This window comes from Arhodomonas sp. SL1, from assembly GCF_052060015.1.
Taxonomy (GTDB): domain Bacteria; phylum Pseudomonadota; class Gammaproteobacteria; order Nitrococcales; family Nitrococcaceae; genus Arhodomonas.
The window spans coordinates 34,164-56,351 of record NZ_JBPODZ010000010.1; the positions used below are offsets into that span (position 1 = coordinate 34,164).

A 22,188-nucleotide genomic window follows, 5' to 3' on the forward strand; every position below is an offset into this window, starting at 1 on the left:
AAAGCGTTCTTGATCCTACTCCCTATAGCAGTCATATTCAGTATGTTCAGCCGTGGTGCTATGAACGCTCAGAATGTGGCGAAGCATGGTCCAGAAGCCGACTACAGAGCTAATTCGGGTATGTCGGTCTTTGGCTCAGTTGTTGGTGGTAGCGTTTGGGCGACAATTATTACGTTGGTCATTGGTTTGTTCTAGTCTTCCATGTGAGTATGGAGAACCCTTTCAAAAACATTGAGCTGAAGTTCTGGCCGGATTTCCTGTTGGCCATATCTGGTTTGGCCTTCGTTGTTTCGGTTGCCGCTATGTATTCTGGTGCCACGCTCGCTCGAAGCTTGTCGGTAGGTTTTTTCGGTCTTGTGCTATTTGGCATAGGAGGAAAGATTTCCCATCACCGGTTCAGAGATCCAAATATTCGAGAGAATAGCAACGCTTGGTTTTCGGGTTGGCGGCACAGCATGCTGGCAAACTTATTCGCTGCCATTGGTGTTATTATAGTTCTTCTATCTGTGTGGCTGATTTCCAAACCAAATGCCTAACAAGACCATCAACTCGGACCGCCAAGCCTTCCGCTACGCTTCAGGATTGCCGGCCGGTTATGGCTGTCGTTAGAACTCTGAGAATCTGAGAAGGAGCGGTATACCGTGCCAGATCCAACACAAGCGATTCCGGTGTGGGTTGCTTATCTTTCCGCGCTCCTGACGCCGACCATAGCGATCCTTGGCTCAGTGATCGGGTTCCTCCAGTGGAGGACTAATCGTAACCGCCTGAAGCACGAGCTTTTTGATCGCCGATATGAGCAGTTCGAAGTAGTCAGGAACTTCCTCGGATCAATCATGTCATCAGGAAAAGCCACTGACGAGAGGCAGTTCAAATACCTGTCGGGCACTCGAGGGGTCAGATTCGTCTTCGACAAGGAACTGGCCGAGTATTTGGATGCGCAAGTGTGGAGACCGGCTATCGAGCTAGCCTGTCTCGATGGAGAACTTCAAGGTGTCCCTGTTGGTGAGGAGCGGTCGAGGAACGTGAGACGGCAATCGGAGCTCAAAAGACAGCTCTATCACGAACTGGAAACTCTTGATGATATATTTGCGAAGTACCTTCAGTTACACCACTAGCCTTCTAACAAAATGCTCACGCCGATGCGAGATTCTTCGCGCGGCTTAGCGTTCCGTTGAACGTCCACTTTTGGCCGTGAAGAGACGCTGAGCCTGCTGGAGACGGCGGTGCGGCTGGCCCGCCGCGATCCGGACCGCCGCAAGGCCCTGGTCACCCTCGGCGAGGGCTGGGTGGCGGAGGAGGCGCTGGCCATCGCGCTGTACTGCGCGCTCTCCCGGGATGACTTCGAGGCGGCGGTGATACTGGCGGTCAGCCGCGGCGGTGAGGTGGACCCATTGGCCTGGACAGGTCAGCGGGGTGTAGAAGTAAACCTCCGCCCTTCTCAGTGGCCGATGCTGGGGCATTATGCAAGCCCATAGGCTTCGGCCGGTGTTGCCTGCGCCAAGCCCTGGTTGGGCCGGCGGTAGTTGAAATACTCGAAGTAGGTGTCCAGCCCTTCGAGCAGGGTTGCGACCTCCGCGAACTCGTGCGGATAGACCAGTTCGTACTTGACGCTGCGCCAGAGGCGCTCGACAAAGATGTTGTCGTAGACGCGCCCTCGGCCATCCATGCTGATCGACACCTCGGCGGCCTTCAACCGCTGCGTGAACGCCTCGCTGGTGAATTGCGTGCCTTGGTCTGTGTTGAAGATCCCGGGCGTGCCGAAGCGTTGCAGTGCCCGCTCCAGCGCCTCCAGGCAGAACGCGGTGTCCAAGCTCCCAGGCCAGAACGAACCGGCTGTGCCAGTCGATGATGGCCACCAGATACATGAAGCCGACGGGCATTGGAACGAAGGTGATATCGGCCGCCCAAGCATCGTTCGGCTGCCGGGGCGGGCACTCCCGCAGCAGGTAGGGATACACCGGATGCTGTGGCTGCTTGCGGCTTGTGTGTGGACCCGGCGCAATCGCCTGCAGCCCCATCATGCGCATCAGCCGCTGCGTGCGCTTGCGATTGATCCGCCAGCCCTGCCGGCGCAGCGCTGCCGTCATCTGCCGGGAGCCGTACCACGGCGTGTCCAGATACTGCCGGTCGATCGCCTCCATCAGCGCGATCTGCTCGGCGGACGCCGCCACCGGCTGGTAGTAGTACGTGCTCCGCGGCAGACCCAGAAGCCGGCATTGCCGCGAGACCGAAAGCCGCGGATGATGGGGTTCGATCAACCATCGCCGGTCACGACTCCGGGCTGGCAGATTTTTTTTCAACCATGCCAGCTCCATGTCCAGGCGCCCGATCTGCTCATAGGCACGCGCCAATTCCGCTTCCTGATCCTTGTGCCTCTCCCGTCGCGCACCGGATTGAAAGAGCTCGCCGGCGTTGTCGCGCAGTTGCGCCTTCCATTGAGCAACCTGCGTCGGGTGGATCCCATACTCGCGAGCCAGCTCCTGGCTGGTCTTCATGCCCATGAGTGCGTCCAGAGCCACCTTGGCCTTGAACTCCGGGCTGTGCCGCTTGCGCTTCGCTGCCATCGTCCAACAACCTCCGCGTGTTGGCTCCATCGTAACGCGGACGGTTTACTTCACGACCTGTCCAGTTTTCGGGGTCCACTTCACGGCGACAGCGACTCCACCGGCGCCATCTGCGGCAACCTGCGCGGCGCCGAGCGAGGCCGGCGCGGCATCCCGGATCACTGGTGGGACGCTGAAAACCTGGAGCTGTGGAGGACGCTGCTGATCACCGCCGTCGAGCTGCGCCGGCTCACCGGCCTCGACGATAACGCCTGGCAGGAGATCGCCGAGCTCTTTCCCCTGGAGTGATGGTTCTGCAATGCTGCGGCTGACAGGGAGCGGGAGGCGATGACATGCCAATGGAATACGCGCTAATGGGCGTGCAGGTGATTGCTGTGCTCTTCGGCCTCGGCGTCCTCGCGTGGGCGCTTGCGTCGCGGCGCTCCTATGAACGGGAACGCAAGGCACGATCACATACTCGGGCCCACGATGGCGCCGGATCGGACGGGGAGCACCCCCGCGGAAACGGGGGATAGGGTTCCACCCGAGCCCTGACAACGGGAATTGCCTTCGCGCTGAAGCAGTGGCAGCCAGCGAGGGGCTCAGAGAGCCAAGGCGTCTACCCTCCGAAGGGTATTCCAGTGTTCCCTTGCCAGGAAATACTCCGTTGATATGTACGCCCGACCGGCACCTCCCGTCCATCGGTGAGCAGGATGCTCAGGCGACCATTGCTTCGATTGACTCGTTCCACCGCCGCGTGGGCAACCCACCAAGAGCGGTGCACGCGTTGGCCGAGCGCACCGAGCTCCCGGGCGGCATCCTCCATCCGGCAGAGTAAGAGTTGTTGTCCCCCACTCGTGTGGACCACGAGGTAATGGTCCTGCATCTGCAGACAGAGCAGTTCGCCGGCGATGGGGTCCCCGAGCCGCTGAAAAAACAGGTTCCCCGTCGTGGGCGAATCGCCGGATTCCGTCTCATCCGGAGCCGGAGACACACCACCGCCGGCGGGGTCGGGCGCCTCGGACGCATTCAGATAAAACACCACGGAGAGTACCGCGCATACCAGGAATACCTTCCAGAACAGGCCGATGATGCTCTCCCCGGGAAGACCGGCAATGGAGCCCGCAGTATGCACCACGCCGGTCGCCGGTATGGCGGCAAGCAGGCTGCCCGCCAGGGGCACCATCAACGAGCGTGCGGGGGCCTTGTCACTGATCCAGGCGTCCAGGCGGCGCACGGCAAGGTCGCAGAGGACCCAGTTCACCAACACGATACTCAGCCAGTAGGTGATGCGAGCGGGCCAGGCCAGCGCCTGGAACGTTCCGAACGGCCCCAGCAGCCCCAGGATCACGCCAGCGGCCGCGGGTGGACCCACCAGCACCGCGTGTCGCCACCATTCACGCATCGTGACTGCGGTGCTGGACGCCATTCACGAAAAAATCCCGTCGCCCGCGAAACTTACGTTGGCCGCCATCCATACCCCACCTACGGTTCCGGGAAACCTCACACGAAGGAGCCGCGTCCATGTCCGCATCGGCATCCAGCACTGCCCGCATCGACAGCCTCGATGTGCTCCGGGGATTCGCCATCCTCGGCATCCTGGTGATGAACATCCAGGCCTTTTCCATGGTCAGTCAAGCCTATCTCAACCCGACCCTCGGAGAGAGCCTGACCGGTTCCGATTTCTGGCTCTGGGCGATCGCTCACGTGGGGTTCGACTCGAAATTTCTGGCGCTCTTTGCCGCGCTCTTCGGTGCCGGAATGGTGGTCATGGCCGAGCGTTCCGAAGCCGATGGCGCGGGCCCCTGGCGCCAGCACACGCGACGGATGGCTATCCTGGCCCTGATTGGTATGGTCCACGCCTACGGCATCTGGTACGGCGACATCCTCTTCATCTATGCCGTCGTCGGCATGGTGGCGTTCACTTTCCGCAGGGCCTCCATTCATCGCCTGCTCGCCCTCGCCGCCCTGTTCTATGCCGTACCGGTAGTGATGGGGCTGGCGATGACGGGGCTGTTTCTTATCATGCCTGGACCGGGGTACGAGGCCACCGTGGCCGCGTACTGGCAGCCTCCGGCCGAGGCCATTGCCGCCCAACACGACGCCTACCGCAGCGGCTGGCTCGGCCAGATGGCGCAGCGTGTCCCCGATGCGGCCACCATGCACCTGCTCGCGCTGCCAACCGAAGAGGGCTGGCGCGTGCTCGGGTTGATGCTTGCCGGGATGGCCGCGCTGAAGGGTGGGCTGCTGACCGGTGCCTGGCCGCTGCGTCGCTACGTTCGCACCGGCGTGCTCAGCGCGGCCTTCGGGTTACCCCTCGTCATCGCCGGCATACTGTTCAACCAGGCCACGGGCTGGGAGATGACCACCTCGCTCTACCTCGGCACCCTGTTCAACCACCTGGGCGCTCCGCTGGTGACACTGGCCTGGGTCTGCGGAGCGCTCATCGTGCTCAAACAAGGGCTGTGGGCGCCGCTGCTAGCCCGGTTGCGTGCGATCGGCAGGACGGCCCTAAGCTGTTATCTCCTGACCAGCCTGCTCGCCACCACCGTATTCTACGGCCACGGGCTCGGACTGTTCGGGCGCGTGGACCGCATCGACCAGATCCTGATCGTCCTCGGAGTATGGACGGTCCTTCTCGTCGTTGCCCCCGCATGGCTGCGCCGTTTCGAGATGGGGCCCGTGGAGTGGCTGTGGCGGTGGGGCGTGAAAGGTGAACAACCGGCACTGCGACGGCAGGCAGCTCCGATCCTGTAGTGCTTCGCGTATGCCTGCTTCGATCATGGAGAGGTACGCCTTGTTGATACCGGCGGCCCGGACCACCGTTTAGGGAGACGCTTACCCTCCCGGATCGGGCCGTCCGGCTCACCTCGGCGGGGGCGGGATCACCATCCTGCCCTCCCAGCAATCGGGTGAGCGGGCGCTGGCCCACGAAGAGTAGATGCTGACCAGGTCGGTGGATCCAGGTGGCAGCAGCATCCTCACGGGGCAACAGTAGCTGCAGCGCGTTGTAGATCCCCAGCAGCAAGCTCAGACGCTCGAGCCGGTTGCGGTCTGGACTTCCCCCGCACCCTGACCACCGCCGTACCGAAAGGCTCAAAGCACGGCAGACGTCTCCGAACGGGCGCATCTGCGGGGTGGGTTCGGGAGGCGAACGGCGGCCGGGGACTGGCCGCCGACTGGATCGCTATAGGTCCACGGTGGTGAACACTGGCCCCTGCGCCGTGACATAGCCCCCGTCGACGACGAGGGTCTCGCCGGTCACGAAGCTCGCCGCGTCGCTTGCCAGGAAGAGCGCGGTGCGCGCTACCTCCTCGGGTTCACCGAAACGGCCCATGGGGGTGGAGCGCGTGACCGCGGAGACGTATTTCTCCGATTGCAGCGCCGGGCCGGTCATGCCGGTCCGCACGGAGCCGGGCAGGATGGCGTTACAGCGGATACCGCGGTCACCGAACTCGTAGGCGATGGAGCGGGTGAGCGCGATCACCGCAGCCTTGCTCGCGTTGTACGCAGTGACGGGGCCCAGGTGCGGCGGCCCACCGCCCACCAGGGCGGCGACCGAGGACTGGTTGATGATGGCGCCCCTCCCACCGGCCAGCATCAACGGCATGGCAGCCCGGCAGCACCAGAAGGTGCCGTCCAGGTTGATCCGCATGACCGTGGCCCAGTCCGCGGGGTCGACGTCCAAGAGGCCCCCGAGGGGTCCCGAAACACCCGCGTTGTTGTACAGCACGTCGAGCCGGCCGTATTCCGCCTCGATCCGGGTCATCATGGCCTGAATCTGCTCCGACTCACTGACGTCGCAGGCCAGGCCGAGGGCTGTGCCGCCGGCGGCGGCGATCCGGTGGGCCGTTTCCTCAGCGGTGGTGGCATTGACGTCGGTGACGACCACGGAGGCACCTTCGCAGGCGAACAGCTCCGCGGCGGCGCGACCGATGCCGCTACCGGCACCGGTGACCAGGGCGATCTTGTTGGCGAGTTGCATGGGGTGTGGGTTCCTTGGTTGGTGCGGTGCCCCGGCGCCCGTGCGGGGCGACGGGGCGTCGGATCACGAGCGCGGGACGCCTTCGAGGTGGCGGAAGGCGTTGTTGGCCCTGGCCTGCTCGACCATCCAGTCGACGTCGACCACCCCGGCAACGGAGCCGTCCTCGTTGTAGCCGACCACGCAGCCGTGCATGAAGCCGAGAAGCGTGCAGCCATCGCTGTGAATGGTGGGGGTGTGCGCGACGCCGCCGGCCTCGCACATGTAGTCACCCTCGCGCACCGTGCCGTGCTCGTAGGAGAACCCGCCCTGCAGGATCAGGGCGTTGGCCGCGCCGATGTGCTTGTGCACCGTCTCCGGCGCGTCCGGGTCGATACGCAGCAGGATGCACGTGTACGAGTGGTTGCGGTCGTAGTCGAGCAGCTTGAACCAGGTGCCCGGCAGGGCCCACTCCGTCCAGGGGACCTGCTCCGCGCGGACGATGGTCGAGCCATCGTCCCAGCACTCGTGGCCAAGGTGTTTCGTGGTGGTTTCCATGGTTACGTCTCCTGTTCGACGACTAGGGTTGGAAGGCAGGGATGACCGCACGGCCGCGGGGTGGCAACCCCGAGGGTCCGCGGACTGGGTCCTTGCGCCGGTAGCGCAGCGCGACGTTCTGGAGTCCCGGGAAACCTCGTGCCATAGTGGCGCCTTCGGATTCGTTCCCCGGGGGCTGGGCGTTCTGTGCGAAACGACCCCATCTGCGAGCAGATCACGAGCAGCGACAGCCTCGCGGCGGCGATGGACACCCTCGGCGGCCGCGCCGCCGACCTGGGGTTCATCGCCGTTCACTACGTCCTCCTGGCCCAGCTGCGCAGCCCCGACGGCGGGCCGGCCCCCCAGATGGCCTCCATGGGCTTCGGGGTCGTGCGCCAGGCCCGCGAGTGGATGGCCTACGTCGAGCAGCAGCAGCGCTACGTCGCCTGGCCGCTGCATGGCATGGCGATGGCCACCACCCTGCCATTCAGCTGGCAGTTCACCCTCGGCGAGCGCTGCAGCTGGAAGGTGCTGGACGGCGGCTCGACGCTGCCACGCTCCGACCTGCCGCTGCGCGGCGGCGAGGTCGGCATCCTGCGCGCCTGCAAGAACCGCACGGGCGTGGACCGGGGTTTGACCGTTCCGCTCCACGACTCCGCGGGCCGCTTCGGGATCCTCAACTTCGTGACCCCGGACACCGGGGTCCTGGAGCACATCGACCCGACGCCGCTGTGGCTGGCGGCCCACCATTTTCACGACCTGGTGCGGGCCAACAGCCGCGAGGTCGCCCTGCGGTCGTTCGAGATCACGAATCGCCAACTCGAGTGCCTCCGGTATGCGGCCCTGGGGAAGACCAACGCCGAGATCGGCGCGATCCTCGGTGTTTCCCAGACGACGGTACGGTTTCACCTGGACACCGCCGCCGAGCGTCTGAATGCGGCGAACCGCGTCAACCTGGTCGCCAAAGCGGTGCAGACCGGGCTCGTGGAGCGGATCCTGTAGGGGCGCGCCGCGTCTTTCGGGCAGCCCGGCCGACACCGGGCAGCAGGCGTGTCAGGGCCGGGACCAGCACGACGGCGGCGATCATGTTGCCGAGGAACATGAAGGCCAGCAGCGCCCCCAGGTCCGCCTGGAACTTGATGGGCGAGAACATCCAGGGTGCCACCCCGAGCGACAGCGTCAGGCCCGTGAAGATCACGATGCGCCCGGTCAGCACGAGTGTGCGGTAATATGCCTCGCCCAGCGGGACCCCGGCGCGCAGCGCCGGCCACAGCACGCCGATCAGGTAGACCGCGTAGTCCACCCCGATGCCCACGCCGAGGGCGATCACCGGTAGGGTCGCCACCTTCACCCCGATCCCCAGGCCGACCATCAGCGCCTCGCAGAGCACGGAGATGGCGACCAGGGGCAGCAGCGCGGTGAGCACGGCCTTCGGCGAGCGGAACACCACCAGACAGACGAGCCCCACTGCCGCGAACACGATGTAGACCATCTGCCCGAACGCCCGCTCGACCACCTGCGCGGTGGCCGCCTCGATCCCCGCGTTCCCGGCCGCCAGCCGGATGGTGGCGCCCTCCACGGCATAGCGGTCGCGGAAGGCCTCGACCCCGGCCACGACGGACTGCAGGGTCCCGGCGCGGTGGTCGGCCAGGTACACGCTGAGGGGGACGAAGTCGCAGTTCATGCCGACGCTGCCCCGGGGCAGCCGGGCGACGATGGCGTTCAGCATGCCCTGCGAGGCGAGCAGATCGCCCCACTTGCCGTTGCCCTCGTTCATACCCACCGACCGCACCCGGACCTGCCCCGCAGCGGACTGGGTCCCGGTCACGCCCGGCAGCGCCCGCAGCCGCCAGGCCAGCGCGTCCACCAGCGACAGCACCTCGTAGCTCGCGCACTGGCCGCGCTGCGTGTCGACCATCACGATCAGGACGTCCGAGCTGGCGGCGTAGTGGTCGCGGAAGAAGGCGGCATCGCGGTTGTAGCGGGACTCCGGGCGCAGCTCCGGCGCCCCCTCGTCCAAGTCCCCGACGGCGAGGTCGCGGGCGATCCAGGCGGCACCGAGGGCGAGCACCACGGCCACCGACACGGCCGTGGCGGCCGGACCGGTGCGCGTGAGCCGGTCGAGGGCCTGCCACACGGGGTGCCGGTCGCTCGCGCGCTCGTGCGCCACGCTGCGTTCCGCCGCCGCACGGCTGACGCCGACCAGGGTCAGGAGCAGGGGCAGGAGGATGAGGTTGGTGACGATCAGCGCGCCGACCCCGAAGCTCGCCATCATCGCCAGCTCGCGGATGACCGGGATCTCGATCACGCCCATGACCGCGAAGCCCACGGCATCGCTGATCAGCGCCGCGATGCCGGCGTAGAACAGGCGACGGAAGGTCAGCCGGGCAGCGGTCAGGCGGTCCGCCCCGGCGGCGACCTCCTGGAGGATCCCGTTCATCTTCTGGGCGCCGTGGCTCATGCCGATGGCGAAGACTAGGAAGGGAACGAGGATGGAATACGGGTCGAGGCTCAGGCCGAGGAGCTGGAGGAGACCCACCTGCCAAATCACCGCGGTCAACGAGCACCCCACCACCAGCAGCGTACTGCGCAGGCACCGGGAGAATCCCCAGAGCAGGGCCATGGCGATCGCGACGGTCAGGCCGAAGAAGGCGGCGACCTGGGTCAGGCCGTTGATGATCTCGCCCACCAGGCGGGCGAAGCCCACCACGTGCAGCTCCACGCCACGCGCCTCGTAGTCCCGCTCCAGCTGCTCCAGCCGGTCGGCGAAGGCACGGTAGTCCAGCGGCTTTCCGGTATCCGGATTGACGTCCAGCAGGGGCACCACGATGACGCTCGACCGCCAATCGTTGGCCACGAGCCGCCCGATCTCCCCCGAGCGCTCGATATTCGCGCGGAGCCGGCGCAGTTGCGCCTCCGTGCCCGTCATGCCGTCGGGCATCACCGGACCGCCGTCGTAGCCCTGCTCGGTGACCGTCCGCCAGCGCGTGTTCGGCGTCCAGATGGACTGCATAAACGAGCGGTCTACGCCGGGCACCAGCAGCAGCTCGTCGTTCAGGTCCTTGAGTGTCTCCAGGTACTCCGGCTCCAGGATGGAGCCGTCCGGATTGGCGACCGCAATGCGCACCAGATTGGAGGTGCCCGACAGCTCGTCCCGGTGATCCAGGTAGTTCTGGACGTAGGGATGGCCCGTGGGGATCATCTTCAGGTAGCTGGTATTGAGTTCGATGCGCGCGGCGTGCAGCGCCATGACGACGGTCACCACGACGCAGGCGCCGACGATCCAGGCACGCGCGCCGAAGACCACGCGCTCCAGCGGCCCGGCGGCGGCGCGGCGGGCGGAGTCAGTCATGGACGGCCTCCGGGCTCAGCGGGGTGCGGACCGGGCCGCCACGGCCGGCGAGGAGCAGCGAGCCGTCCGCAAGCAGGGCGAGGTCGTTGAAGGGGCCACCGGGCACAGTCCGGCGCAGCGACAGACGGTCCCAGCCGGGGGGCGCGCCGAGGATCCGCCCGTCGCGGCCGAGCAGCAGGAGCCCGCCGTCCGGCGTGGTGGCCGCGGCCACCAGCGTGCTCTCGACCGGCGCCGCGAGGGCGTCCCAGCTCGCCCCATCGTCCGTCGAGCGCAGCACCAGCCCTCGCAGCCCGTAGGCGACGAGGGTGCCGTCGGGCGCCACCACCGTCCCGAAGATCGTTCCCTCCGCCCCGGTGTCGACGGCGGCGAAGCGCCCACCGCCGTCCGTCGAGCGGTAGACACGGCCGAACTCCGCGCCGATGACGACGACGTCGGCCGTGCAGGACAGGTCATAGAGGTGGTAGCGGTCGTCCACCGGGAGGCGGTCGAAGATCGGCGTCCACGTCGTGCCCGCATCGTCCGAACGCCAGAGCTGGCCGAAGGCGCCGCTGGCGAGCACCGTCCGCCCTCCCGGCACCGTGCAGACGTCCAGGAACGGCTGTCCGGTCGCCTCCGTAGCGAGGATCGCGAGCCAGCGTTCGGCCCAGTCCGGCAGCGGGTCGTGCCGCCGGCTCAGCGCCCGCCGCAGATCCGCCGCCGCGGTGCGGCCGTCGCGAAGGCGCGTCCAGGTGCGCCCCGCGTCCTCGGTGCGGAGGATCGCACCGCCGTGGCCCACGGCGTAGCCGGTGCCGTCGCCCCGGAACGCCATGGCGGTCAGTGTGACGGCGACGGGCACGGGCGCCTGCCGCCAGTCGCCCGCGTTCCCGCCCGCCCGCAGGACGACACCGCGAGCGCCGGCGGCCACCGCGTCGCCACCGGGCAGGGCCTCCGCCACCACGAGGGGGACGTCCGTCGCTGCCGGCGTCTGCAGGGCGGGCCGGTCCAGGGGCGACGGCAGCGTCTGGGCCGCCCCGGCCGGCCCCGCCAGGGCGAGGGCCGCCCCCAGGGTGGCGGCCCAGCGCCACGCGCGGGTAGGCCCGTTGAGGGAAGTCTGCGCGGTCATCGGCGCTACCGCTGGCTGATGATGGAGAGGTTACCGGGGGTGAAGAAGCGGTCGCTCTTGGGCTCGACCAGCTCGAACCGGGTGTCCAGTCCGTTCATCACCTGCTGGGCGTACCATTCCCCGGTCTGCACGTTGATGGCGCCGTAGGGCGCGGCGACCACGGCCGGGATGTCCGGCATCAGCGTCGGCAGGGAGAAGTACACGCGCCACAGCTCGCCCGCCGCATCGTAGCCCTCGCCCAGGACGGCCATCCAGCTGTCCTCGTCGAGGTAGAAGCGGCGCTTGGCGACGACGTTGCGCTCGCCGTCCGCCAGCGTCGCCTCGACCTCCCAGACGCGGTGCAGCTCGAAGCGCACGGCCTCGGGCGCCCAGTGGTGCTCGGCGAACGCCTCCTCCACCGGCAAGGCGTGCATCCCGTTGACGTTGTAGGGGATGTACATCTCCTTCTTGCCGACCAGCTTCCAGTCGTAGCGGTCGATGGCGCCGTTGAAGACCCACACCTCGTCCCAGTTGATGACGCCGTTGGACTGCGAGTACGGGGTGTCGTAGTTGAGCTGGGGCGCCTTGCGGACCCGCCGCTGCCCGGGCAGGTACTGCCAGGCCTGACGGCCGATGTCCTTCGCGTCGGTGTGCTCGTTGACGACGATGTTCTCGCCGGCGATGAGCGGCGGATCGCTGATGCGGCTCAGGTTGTAGCGGTACCAGCCCTCGAAGCCCTCGCGGCTGCCGTGCGGGTCGTAGTAGGGGAACTGGTTCCACATGTCGCCGGCGGACGAGAGGATGCGGTCGCCGTCGCGGGTGCCGACGTAGTTGGCGAGCTCGGTGTAGAACACGTGCCCGGACCAGATGAGCAGGTGGTTCCAGATCGCCTCCGCCCCGTTCTCGGGGATGGGGAACGGGGGGCCGCCGTAGGCCCCCGTCAGGGACAGCCCGCCTTCGGTCAGTGCCGCGGATTCCGCGTTCCGGCGGGTGTGGTCGTAGACCCATTGCGGGGCCGCCGCGGTGCGGTGGCTGGGATAGACGTCGATGGCGAAGCTGTCCGGGTAGTTGCGAAACAGCGCCTTCACACCCTCCGAGAGTCGGTCCGCGTGCTCGCCCATATTGTCGGCAGTGATCGTGAACAGGGGCTGCTCGTCGGCGAACGGGTCCGGACGGGGATCGCCGCTCTCGTAGCCCGCGGGCAAGGTCATGTGGCCGCCCGTCCACTCGGGGATGGTGCCGGCCGCATTGCCGGCACGTTCGGCGCCGAACGGGGTGAGCTCTCCGCCGAGACGGGCCGCCCCGGCCTCGTCGGCCCCGGCCTGCGTACTCGCCGCCACGCACAGGGAAGCGGTCGCCAAAAGGGTGGTCCTGAACCAGGCCTTCATGATGTGTCCTCCGGGAGTCGTTATGGGATAGCGCCCGCGCATCAGAAGGTGCGGCGCACGTTGAAGGAGATGTGGTCACGGTCCTGCAGCGGCTGGCTGCCGGTGGGACCGAAGTACGCCACGTAGGAGAGATCGGCCTGCCACACGGCGTCATAGGTCGCACCGACGCCGACGGTGACGTTGCCGGCACGTTCGTTGCCGAAGCCCGCCACCGCGGACGAGGTCCCGATGGCGTTGTAGGAAACGGACACCGGCGTCGTGAGATCGAGGCCGGAGCGAACCTGGTAGTGCGTCGGGGTCAGGTTCAGCTTGAACGCGACCGCCGTCCGGTCGCTGTCCTCGGCGAGCATGTCCTCGTTTTCGTCGACGGACAGGCGATGGTTGAGGGCAACCTCACCAAGCAGCTCCGCGGTGTCCCAGAGCGCGTTGCCGCCGAGCTGGCTGATGAACGAGACCTGGGCGTGCAGCGTCTTGCCCACCGCGTGCCGGGGATCGTCCAGGGAGGGGGTCTCCCCCGGGGCGAGCGTCGGCGACCCGGAGTTCAGCGGCGAGTTGGTGCGCAGCGAGACCTCCGCCGCCACGTTGGCGTCGAGCATCGTGGTGGACAGGCTGGCGCCATAGGCCCGGACGTCCTCGGGGAAGACAAGCGTGTACTGCCCCGCCTTGCCGGTGCCCGGATCGGCGTTCACGCCCGGCCGGATGTAGACCTGCGGGGTCTTGGCGTGGAACTGGGTGAAATAGAAGCCCAGGTCCAGGTCGTGTTTCCAGTCCGTGTACTTTACGGCCATGCCGAACTCGCCGCTGTCGTCGGGCTCGACGTCGGGGCCCCGGCCTAGGTACGCGCCAGGACCGACCAGCAGGCTCTCGCCGCCGTCGTCCAGGATGTCAGCGGTGCTGAACAGGCTCCCCGCGGCCGGGATCCGGGTACGCCGCCACCGCGCCTGGTAATACGCCCCGAGGGCGAGGCCGCCGGTGAACTGGGCATCCACCGACACCTGCGGCACCGGCATGAATAGCTCCTTGGCCTGGGAGCTCGGCACGCTGACGCTCTTGATGCCGTCAAGCGGCGCCATGGCCGAGGCGATGCCGTTATCGGGGAACAACAGGCTCTCGCCGTAGAGGTGGGTGAACTGGCCCGCACGGGCGCTGACCAGTGCCGGTCCGATCTCGCGGTTGCCGTGAACGAATCCGTCCAGGAGCTCGACCTTCCCGCCGTGGAGATCGACCGTCTCGTCGGGAAACTCCGTGCTGGGAACGCTCAAGGCGTTGTACGTGCCGGGCGAGTCGTTGTCCGTATCGTCGTGGTACTCCGTGTCCCACCAGGCCGCGGCACTCACCCGCAGGCCGGCGCGGCGCTTGTAGTTGAGGTCGAACTCGGAGAGCAGATCCAGGCGCTGGGAGGCCAGCCCGGCGTCGAAGTTGCGGTTGCCATCGTCCGCATTGACGTCGGAGACGAGCTCGTCCCGCGGCTCCTGCAGGCGCCACAGGGCGCTATACTTGACGTTGGTGTCGAAGCGGTAGGTCACCGAGTCCGACAGCTTCCCGCTGAAGGCCATGGCGGCGGGGGCTGCGAGCAGAGTCCCGGCCGTGAAAGTGACGAGGCTCACCGTTCGCAGCGGATGAGGGCGCGAATGCGTCGCGTAACCGAGTCGATGCATGGGTGTCTCCTGGCAATAGCCCAACGTGAGGACGATGGCCGTCCCGTGTCCTGAATCCGGTCCGCGGGCGCTGCGGAAGACACATACCGCGTCTTCTACGGCCACAGACCGGATGGATGATCCCGCTGGATTGAGGGTTTGAAGTCCGGCGCCCTCTAGGACGCGAGACGATCGCGACTATTGCCGTCGGCGATCCGGGAGCGTGGGTCGAAGCTGCATGTCTATCCTCCTCGTAGTGATCCGGACTTGTTGCTGTTTTGTCCGGTGAGGAGAAGGATGCATGGCGTGGTTGCCCAGCACACCTCTCACTAATGAGGGGGAGCGGGTGCTACCGACGCAGTGCCCCATCAAGCGAAGCGCCCGAAGCTGGGCGCCTGGTGAGGCGCCGGCCGGGTATGAGGCAATACTCTAAGCTAGCGCAGCCGGTATGCATGGGAGTTTCCTCCGTGATCTGTAACGCCACCCAAACGGACACCCACCGCGCCTATCCCCGCGGCCAGAGACACTAGCTGCCGGACGTCCCACCAAGTCCTTTACCGGCTTCGGTTAGCGTCCCCAGCAACCACTCCATGACGAACGCCCACGCGATCCCATAGACCCAGTAGCCACGCGAATCACCGGCACCGCCACGATGCCGGCATAGGACCCATCCCCGCTCGCTCGGCGGCGGCGCAGTTTCCGGCGCATCAAACGCGTCGGGCCAAAGTGTGAGCTCAACGCCCGTTCGCTCGCGCCAGTAGCGCAGCTGTGCAGCCGCGCCGCCATAGCCGCTACCCCGCTTCGGCACCACGTAGTAATCGACCGCGGCTGCCAGATCCAGATGGTCGATGAGATCACGCCAGGTACGCACGGTGGCCAACCGGCGGAACACCACATCCACGGGATTCGACGCCAGTCGCCCCACACGGTAACTCTCCAATAGCGCATTGCGGCGGGCGGCCGATAGCTCAGTCAGCCACTGCAGCGTGGCGCGTGCCCGCCGGACATCCTGCTGGGTCATCGGCGGGTCAATCAGTGCCTCGTGATGCGCGCCGTAGCGGGATCGCCGCAAGTACTCCGGTAACCGCTCAAGCCGCCCCGTCCACTCGGCGAACTGGGCATCCGACCACGGTGGTCGAAATTGCTGCAACCACTCGGACGACCGCGCCCGGGCGTTCAGCGTGTCCGTGACCAGGAGATGGTGTTCATAGCGGTCCTCCGGCATCGCGAGGACCCGGTAGCCCTGCGACGGGCGCGGGCGCAGGCGCTGCTCGGCCGGGAGCAACCGGTCACCGAGATGATCCAGCAGGGCGCTGGTATTGCCATCACGGTGGTCGCGGAGCTGCTGGATCCGGGAGGGACTACGATCCGCGAGCCGCGCCAGTGCCGCGTCGCTCATCACCGGGAGTGCCCGGCGAACCGCGCGCGAAAGCAGCAGATCCGCGAGGTGGATGTAGTGGCCGAGCGTGATCTCCGGTGACGCGTGACCGAGCATCGCCGAGACCATCAGCAGACTGCGGCGCTGCACGGCGGCCTCCCCGAGGAGCGGCTCGCGCAGCCGCCAGGCGTCGGTGCCGATCAGATCTCCGGCCCACTCCGGCAGGGCGGCCGTCGTATCCCCCGCGGCTTCCTGTTCCGCCTGCCAGAATGCCAATAACAAGCGATTGGAAAAGCTGTGGCGCAGATGATGGTAGCGGACACCGGGGTCGCCGGTGACCCGCATCAGGGCATCCCGGATGCGCGCCATCTGCGCGCCACCGCGTTGAATCCACTGGCGCTGACGTTCGGCCGTGCCCTCCTCCGGGTCAGTGCCATCGAAGAGCAACCGCTCCCGCCAGGGTTCGCCCGCCTGTTCCGCGTGCCGACGCCGTTGCCACCACCAATCCCTCAGTCGCTCGAGGTGCCGGGAGGGTAGCAGGACGCCCAAGGGCATCACGCGGTGCGCGCTCTGGCTCTTCAGCCGCCGCAGGCTGTGCGGGCGTACGACCAGATCCCACTCCGGCGGCCCCTCCACGTCGCCGATACGCAGGCCCGCCACCTCGCTGCGCCGCAGCCCCGCGTAGTAGCCGAGGACCGCCATGAGTACGGCGGCGTCCACCGCCTGCTTACCACCGCCACGGAAGGCCAGCCAGTCCAGCGTCCACTCGAAGGTCTCCGGGTCAATGAAATTCGCGTCCACGCTGACCGGCCGCTGACCCCGCACCGCGAACACCGTGCTGTCAGCCAGATCGGGCGCGTCGTGATAGGCACAAAGGTAGGCATGAAAGACCCGCAAACCGTTGGCGACACGGATCCGCGCCCCCGGGGAATCGGTGTCCTCCAGGGCGTTGCCGTAGAGCTCGACCAGATCATCCCCGGAGAGCTCGGCCGGATCATCGGTGGCGAGCTGACCGAGCAGCCGCTCGGCCACCGCGTTATACAGGTCATACGCGGTGCGCGGGGCATACGCCCGCCGCCCACGCTGCCGTCGCAGCAGCCACTCCCCACCCCATTCGGCGAGGCGGCGCACGCCCCAGAGCCGATCGGTATCGTCGCGCATCACAGCCAACTGCGAGCGCGCATCCCCCGCGCCACGGCGCAGGATACGCCCTATGGTGCGCAGATCCTCCAGCCAGTCCTCGGACTCCGACGACGCGGGCTCATCGGCCCCGTCCTCGTAGGGCTTTGTCGCGGGACCCGGCGTGTCCACCCCCTCGTCGGGTACCGGCACCCGGTCCGTCGGAATCGCGGCGGGCGACGCCACCAGGCGCTCCAGCGCCTGCGCGGGCAGCGTGGTGGTGTGATAGTGCCCGCTCGCCACGCCGAGGAGATGGGGCGGGACATAGAGCGCCAGGCGCACCTCGGCGAACGTCCGCAGCTCAGCCAGGGTCGGCGGCAACAGCGCATCGATGCCGGCATGCTCCGCGTACGCCGCGATGCATCGATAGAGCTCCCGGGCACCGCGACGGCGATACGGCCGTGCCGGCCACCCGATCCGGCGCCACCGGATAAGCAGTAGCCGCGTGAGCGGATCGAGATACTGGCGCTCCAGCCCCTCCCCAGCCTCCGCCGTCGGAGTCCGCCAGGTCAGCCAATGCCCATGTCGCGGCCCCTCGGCGACGGCCTGGCCGAGCGACCACAGGCGGTTGATCCGAAGCACGCCACCGTACAGCATCGCCGCGAGCTGGACCTGGCCCCACACCGCCCTCGGAGTCATGTCGGGATTCACCGCAATAGTCTCCACGAAGGCCTCCGGCAACTCCTGGTAGCGCGTCGCCGCGGCGAAGCGCCGCCCACTGAACACCGGCGCCGGCGGGGGTGGCAGGGGGGCTGGAATCTGGACGATGGGGACCGTCCAGCAGCCAGCGCGATTGCCGGCATCCAGCACCTCGAGGATGCGGCGTTGGATGACGAAGCCGCGCTGAGGCGGCGCCACCGCCCGCACCGACTGCAGCAGCTCCTTGCTCTGTTCGCTTTTGTAGCGCGGCGGCTGCCCGCCGCCATCGACTCGCAGGAGTGCAGGATGCTCCGCGGCGAGTAGCCGCAGCACGTCCGCCATTTCGCCGGCCTGTCGCTGTGCGGCATCAAGGCGCAGCCCCGCATCGCCATCACCATCGAGGCTCACCACCGGCTGCGGATCCCAGAGATGTCGCCAACACCGCCGGATCGGCTCGTCGCCGCCGCAGGGCTCAGTGGCGTGACCGCCGACCTCGTCGCTCACGCTGGCACCGCCTGATAGCCGAGCACGCGGGTCAATGCCTCCAGGTACGGCAGCACCTCGCGGCGCATCCCGACGGGATCCATGGCCGAGGCCGGCGCCCAGTACTCCTCGCCGTAATGGGCATGGCCCATGATCGCATTGATCACCGTGACCGCCGCCCCCTGCTCGGTCAGCCAGCTCCGCAGCGCGTGGCGACCGGCATTGGGCGTCGGCCAGCTGTCGGGCAGCAGCGCGTTGAGCTCCGCCTGCATGGCCGCGCCAGCAAACTCCACCGGCATGCTTTGGCCGCTGTCGTCCGACTGGAAGAGGAACAGGGTGCGATGGAGCGCGAGATCAAAGCCGTCGCTGCCGTAGACGCTGGCATCGCGGTGCTTGGTCGCCGGCACGTGCACACTCGCCGCGGTGGCCGCCGGCAGGCGCACCCACAGCCGGCGCAGGTGGCGGAGATAATGGTGCACCTGCTCATAGACGGGTTCGGGTAGCACCACGAGCCGGGCACCGCCACCATCCCAGCGGTCCTTCTCCTGGAGGCATAGGGTCCGGGTGTCGTGATCGATCTCGGTGAGATCGACGATGGGCGTGCGGACGGCGCGGAAGCCGGTGACGAGCGCCAGGCCGACGCCGGTATACAGCGCCATGCGGTTGTGCTGCGTGATGGCATCCATGTGCCCGTGCGCGGTCAATGACTCCCGCAGCACCGCCACAAGGCGCTGCATCGCCTCGACGCGCAGCACCCGGTCATCGCCCACCCAGCTCTTCGGGGCCGACCAGGCAATGCGCCGGCGTGCGAAGAGCTGCGGCCCCGCAACCTGGTCCGCGTCCAGGATCTCAATCCGCTCGGCGAGATCGGCCAGGACCGAGTGGTAGCGATCGGCGAGGGCCTCGCGATCGTAGGCGGTGTAGTAGTGATGTACGGATGCGAGGGGGTCGCTGTCGCGGAACAGGAGACGGCCGGTCAGGTGATCGCCTTCCTCCCGGCCCCGCCACCACGACGGCAATATGCCGGCAAGCGCGTCGTAGCGCAGCCACTTCGGGCGGACATACTCGAACGCATGGCGCTCGAGGAACTCGTCCCAACGCGAGCGGAGCGTGCTCGTGCGATGCGTCGTCCACTGCTCGGGGCGATCCGCATCGGTGGTGTGCGCGGCCACCGACCACACATCCGGATAGACGACCCGCGGCCAGGTCTCCACGCGGGCGCTACCGCGATCGACGCGCATGGGCTGGCGCTCCGGCTCATCATAGGGCCGGATCCACATCCCGTGCTCGGGATTGAGCCCCAGTTCGTAGTCCGTCGGCAGGTCTTTCGCGCGCTCGATGATGGGAAAGCGGTGGCGACGATTGAGCTCTGCCGGTCGGGCGCCGGTGACCACGGCCACCGCCGCGACCCGCAGCATGCGCAGGGTCTCGTCGCGATGCTGCTGCGCCTGCTGCGTCCGCGGCTGCAGGCGGGCGAAGCGCTGATAGTCCTCGGAGAGCGTGCCCACGAGCTCGGCGATCTCGGCGACACGAATCCGGGCGGCATCGACCCGCAGGCGCTGTACCTGCATACGCATCCGCCGCGCACGCGCCCGGGCCGCCGCGTACAGCGAGCCGAGCGGCGGCAGCTCCCCGGGATCCGCATCATCGACCAGCATGTCGACATCGATCCACGCGCCCCCGCCCGGATTCTGGTACTCCCCCGGCGCGCCACCAGCGTCAAGTATGCCCTCCCGGGGACCTTCGGGCGGTTCGATCACCTCGATCATGCCCTCGCGGCCGGCCAGTTGGCCGTATCCATCGCGCGCAACGAAGTACCAATAGTAGGCGTGATCCGGCCAGAGCCGGTCCACCTCCCACCGCCCATAGCCACTGGAGTGCGACCGCGGGGTGCTTTCGCCCTGCCGGTCGTGAAACACCGACGGATAGCCCAGTGCGTGCGCCACCCGGATCATCTCCGCCAGGCAGCCGAGGCCATAGCTCAGCGAGGTCTCATCCTCGCGCTGGAGGTACTCCTTGGCGCTTACCAACGCCTTGAACAGGGCAATAGGCCCCTCGGCCCGTCGCTCGAACCACGCCACGACATGGTCAAACGTCGGGTGGTGGAGAAAGCGAACGGCCCGGCCCGCCGACTCCATTCGGGCTGGCAGGACGAATTCACCCCGCCATAAGATGCGCAGGTGGGCGGCCAGGTAGTGGGCCTGCAGGCGTCGGTACAGCTCGGGATGTTCCCTGCCCTCGCCCTCCCCCTCGGCATCCTGCCAGTGCCGATACCACAGTGCCGCCCACACCGGGTGGGTCCGGTAATAGCCGCGCAGTGGCGCGACATAGCGGCTGCCGCGACGGCGCGCCGTCAGGCGCTCGCAGCCCCGCGATGGGTGATCGGCCGGCACGGCGTGCACGGCCGCCGCGAACTCCCAGATGGCGACCGCTTCCGCCGCCCATGTGCCGAGGAGGGGTTTCGCTGATGTACGCAGTCGGAGGAGGTTATGCGCGATGGGATACACCCCCGGACATTCGGCGGGCATTCCCAGATGGAATCGAACCTCTTCCAGGCGCTCTCTCCCCTCAGCCGATAGTGCGGCCAGAAATAGCTCTAGGGGGTCATCCATCTCGGTCGCTGTCTTCGCCGTCGCGTATTCGGTACATCCGGCTGCGCGAAAGGCCAAGGTGGCGAGCAAGGTCCGTACGCGTCAGCCCCTCCATCCCGAGCTCTCGCCACAGCGCCGGCTGCCGCTCATGCGCCTGCAGCCATCGCCGCACCACCTGCGGATTGGCGCCGGCGCCGTCGATGGCAGGTAGTACCAGCCGCTCGACCGCGGCAATCAGGGACGCCCCCGCCCCCTTGTCCACCTCCACCACCGGCACCGCCTCGTCGGGATCAACGGCCGCGCGCATCGCCCGATAGACCACGTGACCGGCAAGCAACTGGTAGCGCCGCCGGCCGCGGCGCACCACCACCATCGGGCGCACGACGGCGAGGTGTCTCAGTGCATTGGGAGGGAGTGCCGCTAGGATGCCAACATCCGTTTCATTCAAATCCGTTTCGTCGGAATCAGGTCGAGCCTCGATCTGCGACAGCGCTACGGTACGCCAGACAGGGTCAGTTGCCACGGTCCCCCCGCGCGACGTCAGTGGTTGCAGCTGTGGTCCGATACGTGTCTCCGCGAGACCCTCAGCCTAACAGACGGACGTCTTGCAGCTTCGCCAAGCCCAAGTGATTCAATCCGACCCGGCGGTAACCCAATGCCGAATCCAAGCCAATCCGGGGGTGGCGAAGTACCGACGCGTCCAGTCGACATTGGGCTCCTTCCCGAGCTGTTTGTATTCTTTATAGTTTATGGCACGAGCTGCGCTACGGCTCACTCAGCGCATCAGCGCGGACGACGGTACGTTCACCCATTGCCTACGGCCACGCGAAGGTGGGTCAATTTTGTTGACCAGCAGGGGGGCAGCTTACTTGGCCACTAACATACCTGGATCGCACCTCTACGTACCAACGGGGTGTCCAAGGGATAGAGGAGACTCATCAACTGCGAAGATACAGCGTCGCGGCCGACGCTACACCGACGCCTATGACACGGTGGCGGAGACGCGCGATCCGCCGCCGCTGTGCCGCCCTTTCCGGGCCAGACACCGGAGACGCCCAAGGCGGCGCTCGGTCGCAGCCAGTTCCGGGCACTGCTGGAGAAAGCGATCGGCGGATTGCCGCCTGAGCTCCGTTTGGTGTTCACGCTGCGAGAAGCCGAGGGGATGACCATCCAGGCCATCGCCGAGGATTTGCGGCTCTCTCCCGTGACGATGAAGACCCGCCTGTTCCGTGCCCGCCGCCAGCTTCGTCGAACCCAGGAACGCCACATCATAAACGGTGGCTTCGAGCGCCTGTTCCCCTTCGTCGGTGCGCGTTGCACGCGGATGGCGGACCGCGTCATCGACGCACTGCGGCGCCGTCGTTGATGGAGACAGGCCCCGCTCGCGTGAGGTATCACAGGTATACCGCCCCACGGCCA

General features: G+C 67.1%; 16 protein-coding genes and 1 pseudogene. 6 read left to right on the top strand and 11 right to left on the bottom strand.

The genetic code is table 11. The features are described 5' to 3' along the window. The first annotated feature begins 155 nt into the window (after positions 1-155). The 3 genes from ACQ754_RS13440 to ACQ754_RS13450 all read left to right on the top strand — a co-directional run bounded on the left by ACQ754_RS13440 (position 156) and on the right by ACQ754_RS13450 (position 1,475). Positions 156-536: a hypothetical protein gene (locus ACQ754_RS13440; RefSeq protein ID WP_440997545.1), complete on the top strand. Its 381-nt coding sequence runs from the start codon at positions 156-158 to the stop codon at positions 534-536. Positions 537-641: 105 nt separating this feature from the next. After that, the gene (locus ACQ754_RS13445) at positions 642-1,115 is read left to right on the top strand and encodes a hypothetical protein (RefSeq protein ID WP_440997546.1); all 474 of its coding nucleotides are present in this window, start codon (positions 642-644) and stop codon (positions 1,113-1,115) included. Positions 1,116-1,202: 87 nt separating this feature from the next. Further along, entirely contained in the window at positions 1,203-1,475 is a 273-nt protein-coding gene (locus ACQ754_RS13450) for an ADP-ribosylglycohydrolase family protein (protein ID WP_440997582.1), read from the top strand. On the opposite strand, the pseudogene ACQ754_RS13455 reads toward ACQ754_RS13450, so the two are convergent. Both ACQ754_RS13455 and ACQ754_RS13460 read right to left on the bottom strand, forming a co-directional pair. Continuing rightward, positions 1,460-2,594: pseudogene (locus ACQ754_RS13455) on the bottom strand (IS3 family transposase). The gene ACQ754_RS13450 and the pseudogene ACQ754_RS13455 overlap by 16 nt on opposite strands. Before the next feature lie 568 nt (positions 2,595-3,162). Next, positions 3,163-3,972 (bottom strand): LytTR family DNA-binding domain-containing protein, encoded by an 810-nt coding sequence (locus ACQ754_RS13460; RefSeq protein ID WP_440997547.1) that lies wholly within the window; start codon positions 3,970-3,972, stop codon positions 3,163-3,165. A gap of 95 nt (positions 3,973-4,067) precedes the next feature. On the opposite strand from ACQ754_RS13460, the gene ACQ754_RS13465 reads away from it, so the two are divergent. Next, positions 4,068-5,300, top strand: coding sequence for a DUF418 domain-containing protein (locus tag ACQ754_RS13465; protein WP_440997548.1), 1,233 nt, complete (start codon positions 4,068-4,070; stop codon positions 5,298-5,300). Positions 5,301-5,730: 430 nt separating this feature from the next. Here the strand turns inward: ACQ754_RS13465 and ACQ754_RS13470 are convergent, their stop codons facing one another. Then, entirely contained in the window at positions 5,731-6,528 is a 798-nt protein-coding gene (locus ACQ754_RS13470) for an SDR family NAD(P)-dependent oxidoreductase (protein ID WP_440997549.1), read from the bottom strand. Positions 6,529-6,591: 63 nt separating this feature from the next. Then, positions 6,592-7,062: a cupin domain-containing protein gene (locus ACQ754_RS13475; protein WP_440997550.1), complete on the bottom strand. Its 471-nt coding sequence runs from the start codon at positions 7,060-7,062 to the stop codon at positions 6,592-6,594. Between the two features lie 186 nt (positions 7,063-7,248). Here ACQ754_RS13475 and ACQ754_RS13480 point away from each other — a divergent pair, with 186 nt between their 5' ends. Next, entirely contained in the window at positions 7,249-8,043 is a 795-nt protein-coding gene (locus tag ACQ754_RS13480; RefSeq protein WP_440997551.1) for a LuxR C-terminal-related transcriptional regulator, read from the top strand. On the opposite strand, the gene ACQ754_RS13485 is transcribed toward ACQ754_RS13480, so the two are convergent. The 7 genes from ACQ754_RS13485 to ACQ754_RS13515 all read right to left on the bottom strand — a co-directional run bounded on the left by ACQ754_RS13485 (position 7,991) and on the right by ACQ754_RS13515 (position 21,217). Next, positions 7,991-10,393, bottom strand: coding sequence for an efflux RND transporter permease subunit (locus tag ACQ754_RS13485; RefSeq protein WP_440997552.1), 2,403 nt, complete (start codon positions 10,391-10,393; stop codon positions 7,991-7,993). The genes ACQ754_RS13480 and ACQ754_RS13485 overlap by 53 nt on opposite strands. Further along, positions 10,386-11,495 carry a hypothetical protein gene (locus ACQ754_RS13490; RefSeq protein ID WP_440997553.1) on the bottom strand — a complete coding sequence of 370 codons (1,110 nt, stop codon included), beginning with the start codon at positions 11,493-11,495 and terminating at the stop codon, positions 10,386-10,388. The genes ACQ754_RS13485 and ACQ754_RS13490 overlap by 8 nt, the downstream gene beginning before the upstream one ends. Before the next feature lie 5 nt (positions 11,496-11,500). After that, positions 11,501-12,862: a DUF1329 domain-containing protein gene (locus ACQ754_RS13495; RefSeq protein ID WP_440997554.1), complete on the bottom strand. Its 1,362-nt coding sequence runs from the start codon at positions 12,860-12,862 to the stop codon at positions 11,501-11,503. A gap of 41 nt (positions 12,863-12,903) precedes the next feature. Beyond that, on the bottom strand, positions 12,904-14,520 hold the full coding sequence (locus ACQ754_RS13500; RefSeq protein ID WP_440997555.1) for a DUF1302 domain-containing protein: 1,617 nt from the start codon (positions 14,518-14,520) through the stop codon (positions 12,904-12,906). A 505-nt stretch (positions 14,521-15,025) separates the two neighbouring features. Continuing rightward, positions 15,026-18,199: a hypothetical protein gene (locus ACQ754_RS13505; RefSeq protein WP_440997556.1), complete on the bottom strand. Its 3,174-nt coding sequence runs from the start codon at positions 18,197-18,199 to the stop codon at positions 15,026-15,028. Continuing rightward, positions 18,196-20,706 carry a hypothetical protein gene (locus tag ACQ754_RS13510; RefSeq protein ID WP_440997557.1) on the bottom strand — a complete coding sequence of 837 codons (2,511 nt, stop codon included), beginning with the start codon at positions 20,704-20,706 and terminating at the stop codon, positions 18,196-18,198. The genes ACQ754_RS13505 and ACQ754_RS13510 overlap by 4 nt, the downstream gene beginning before the upstream one ends. 76 nt (positions 20,707-20,782) lie before the next feature. Beyond that, positions 20,783-21,217, bottom strand: a complete 435-nt coding sequence (locus tag ACQ754_RS13515; RefSeq protein WP_440997558.1) for a hypothetical protein — start codon at positions 21,215-21,217, stop codon at positions 20,783-20,785. Positions 21,218-21,790: 573 nt separating this feature from the next. Between ACQ754_RS13515 and ACQ754_RS13520 the strand changes: the two genes are divergently transcribed. After that, entirely contained in the window at positions 21,791-22,135 is a 345-nt protein-coding gene (locus ACQ754_RS13520; protein ID WP_440997559.1) for a sigma-70 family RNA polymerase sigma factor, read from the top strand. The last annotated feature ends 53 nt before the right edge of the window (positions 22,136-22,188 follow it).

Coding starts and splice junctions, on each gene's coding strand:
- ACQ754_RS13460 (WP_440997547.1), bottom strand. CDS start 3,972: ATGGCGTCCAGCACCGCAGTCACGATGCGTGAATGGTGGCGACACGCG.
- ACQ754_RS13465 (WP_440997548.1), top strand. CDS start 4,068: ATGTCCGCATCGGCATCCAGCACTGCCCGCATCGACAGCCTCGATGTG.
- ACQ754_RS13470 (WP_440997549.1), bottom strand. CDS start 6,528: ATGCAACTCGCCAACAAGATCGCCCTGGTCACCGGTGCCGGTAGCGGC.
- ACQ754_RS13475 (WP_440997550.1), bottom strand. CDS start 7,062: ATGGAAACCACCACGAAACACCTTGGCCACGAGTGCTGGGACGATGGC.
- ACQ754_RS13485 (WP_440997552.1), bottom strand. CDS start 10,393: ATGACTGACTCCGCCCGCCGCGCCGCCGCCGGGCCGCTGGAGCGCGTG.
- ACQ754_RS13490 (WP_440997553.1), bottom strand. CDS start 11,495: ATGACCGCGCAGACTTCCCTCAACGGGCCTACCCGCGCGTGGCGCTGG.
- ACQ754_RS13495 (WP_440997554.1), bottom strand. CDS start 12,862: ATGAAGGCCTGGTTCAGGACCACCCTTTTGGCGACCGCTTCCCTGTGC.
- ACQ754_RS13500 (WP_440997555.1), bottom strand. CDS start 14,520: ATGCATCGACTCGGTTACGCGACGCATTCGCGCCCTCATCCGCTGCGA.
- ACQ754_RS13510 (WP_440997557.1), bottom strand. CDS start 20,706: ATGCCCGCCGAATGTCCGGGGGTGTATCCCATCGCGCATAACCTCCTC.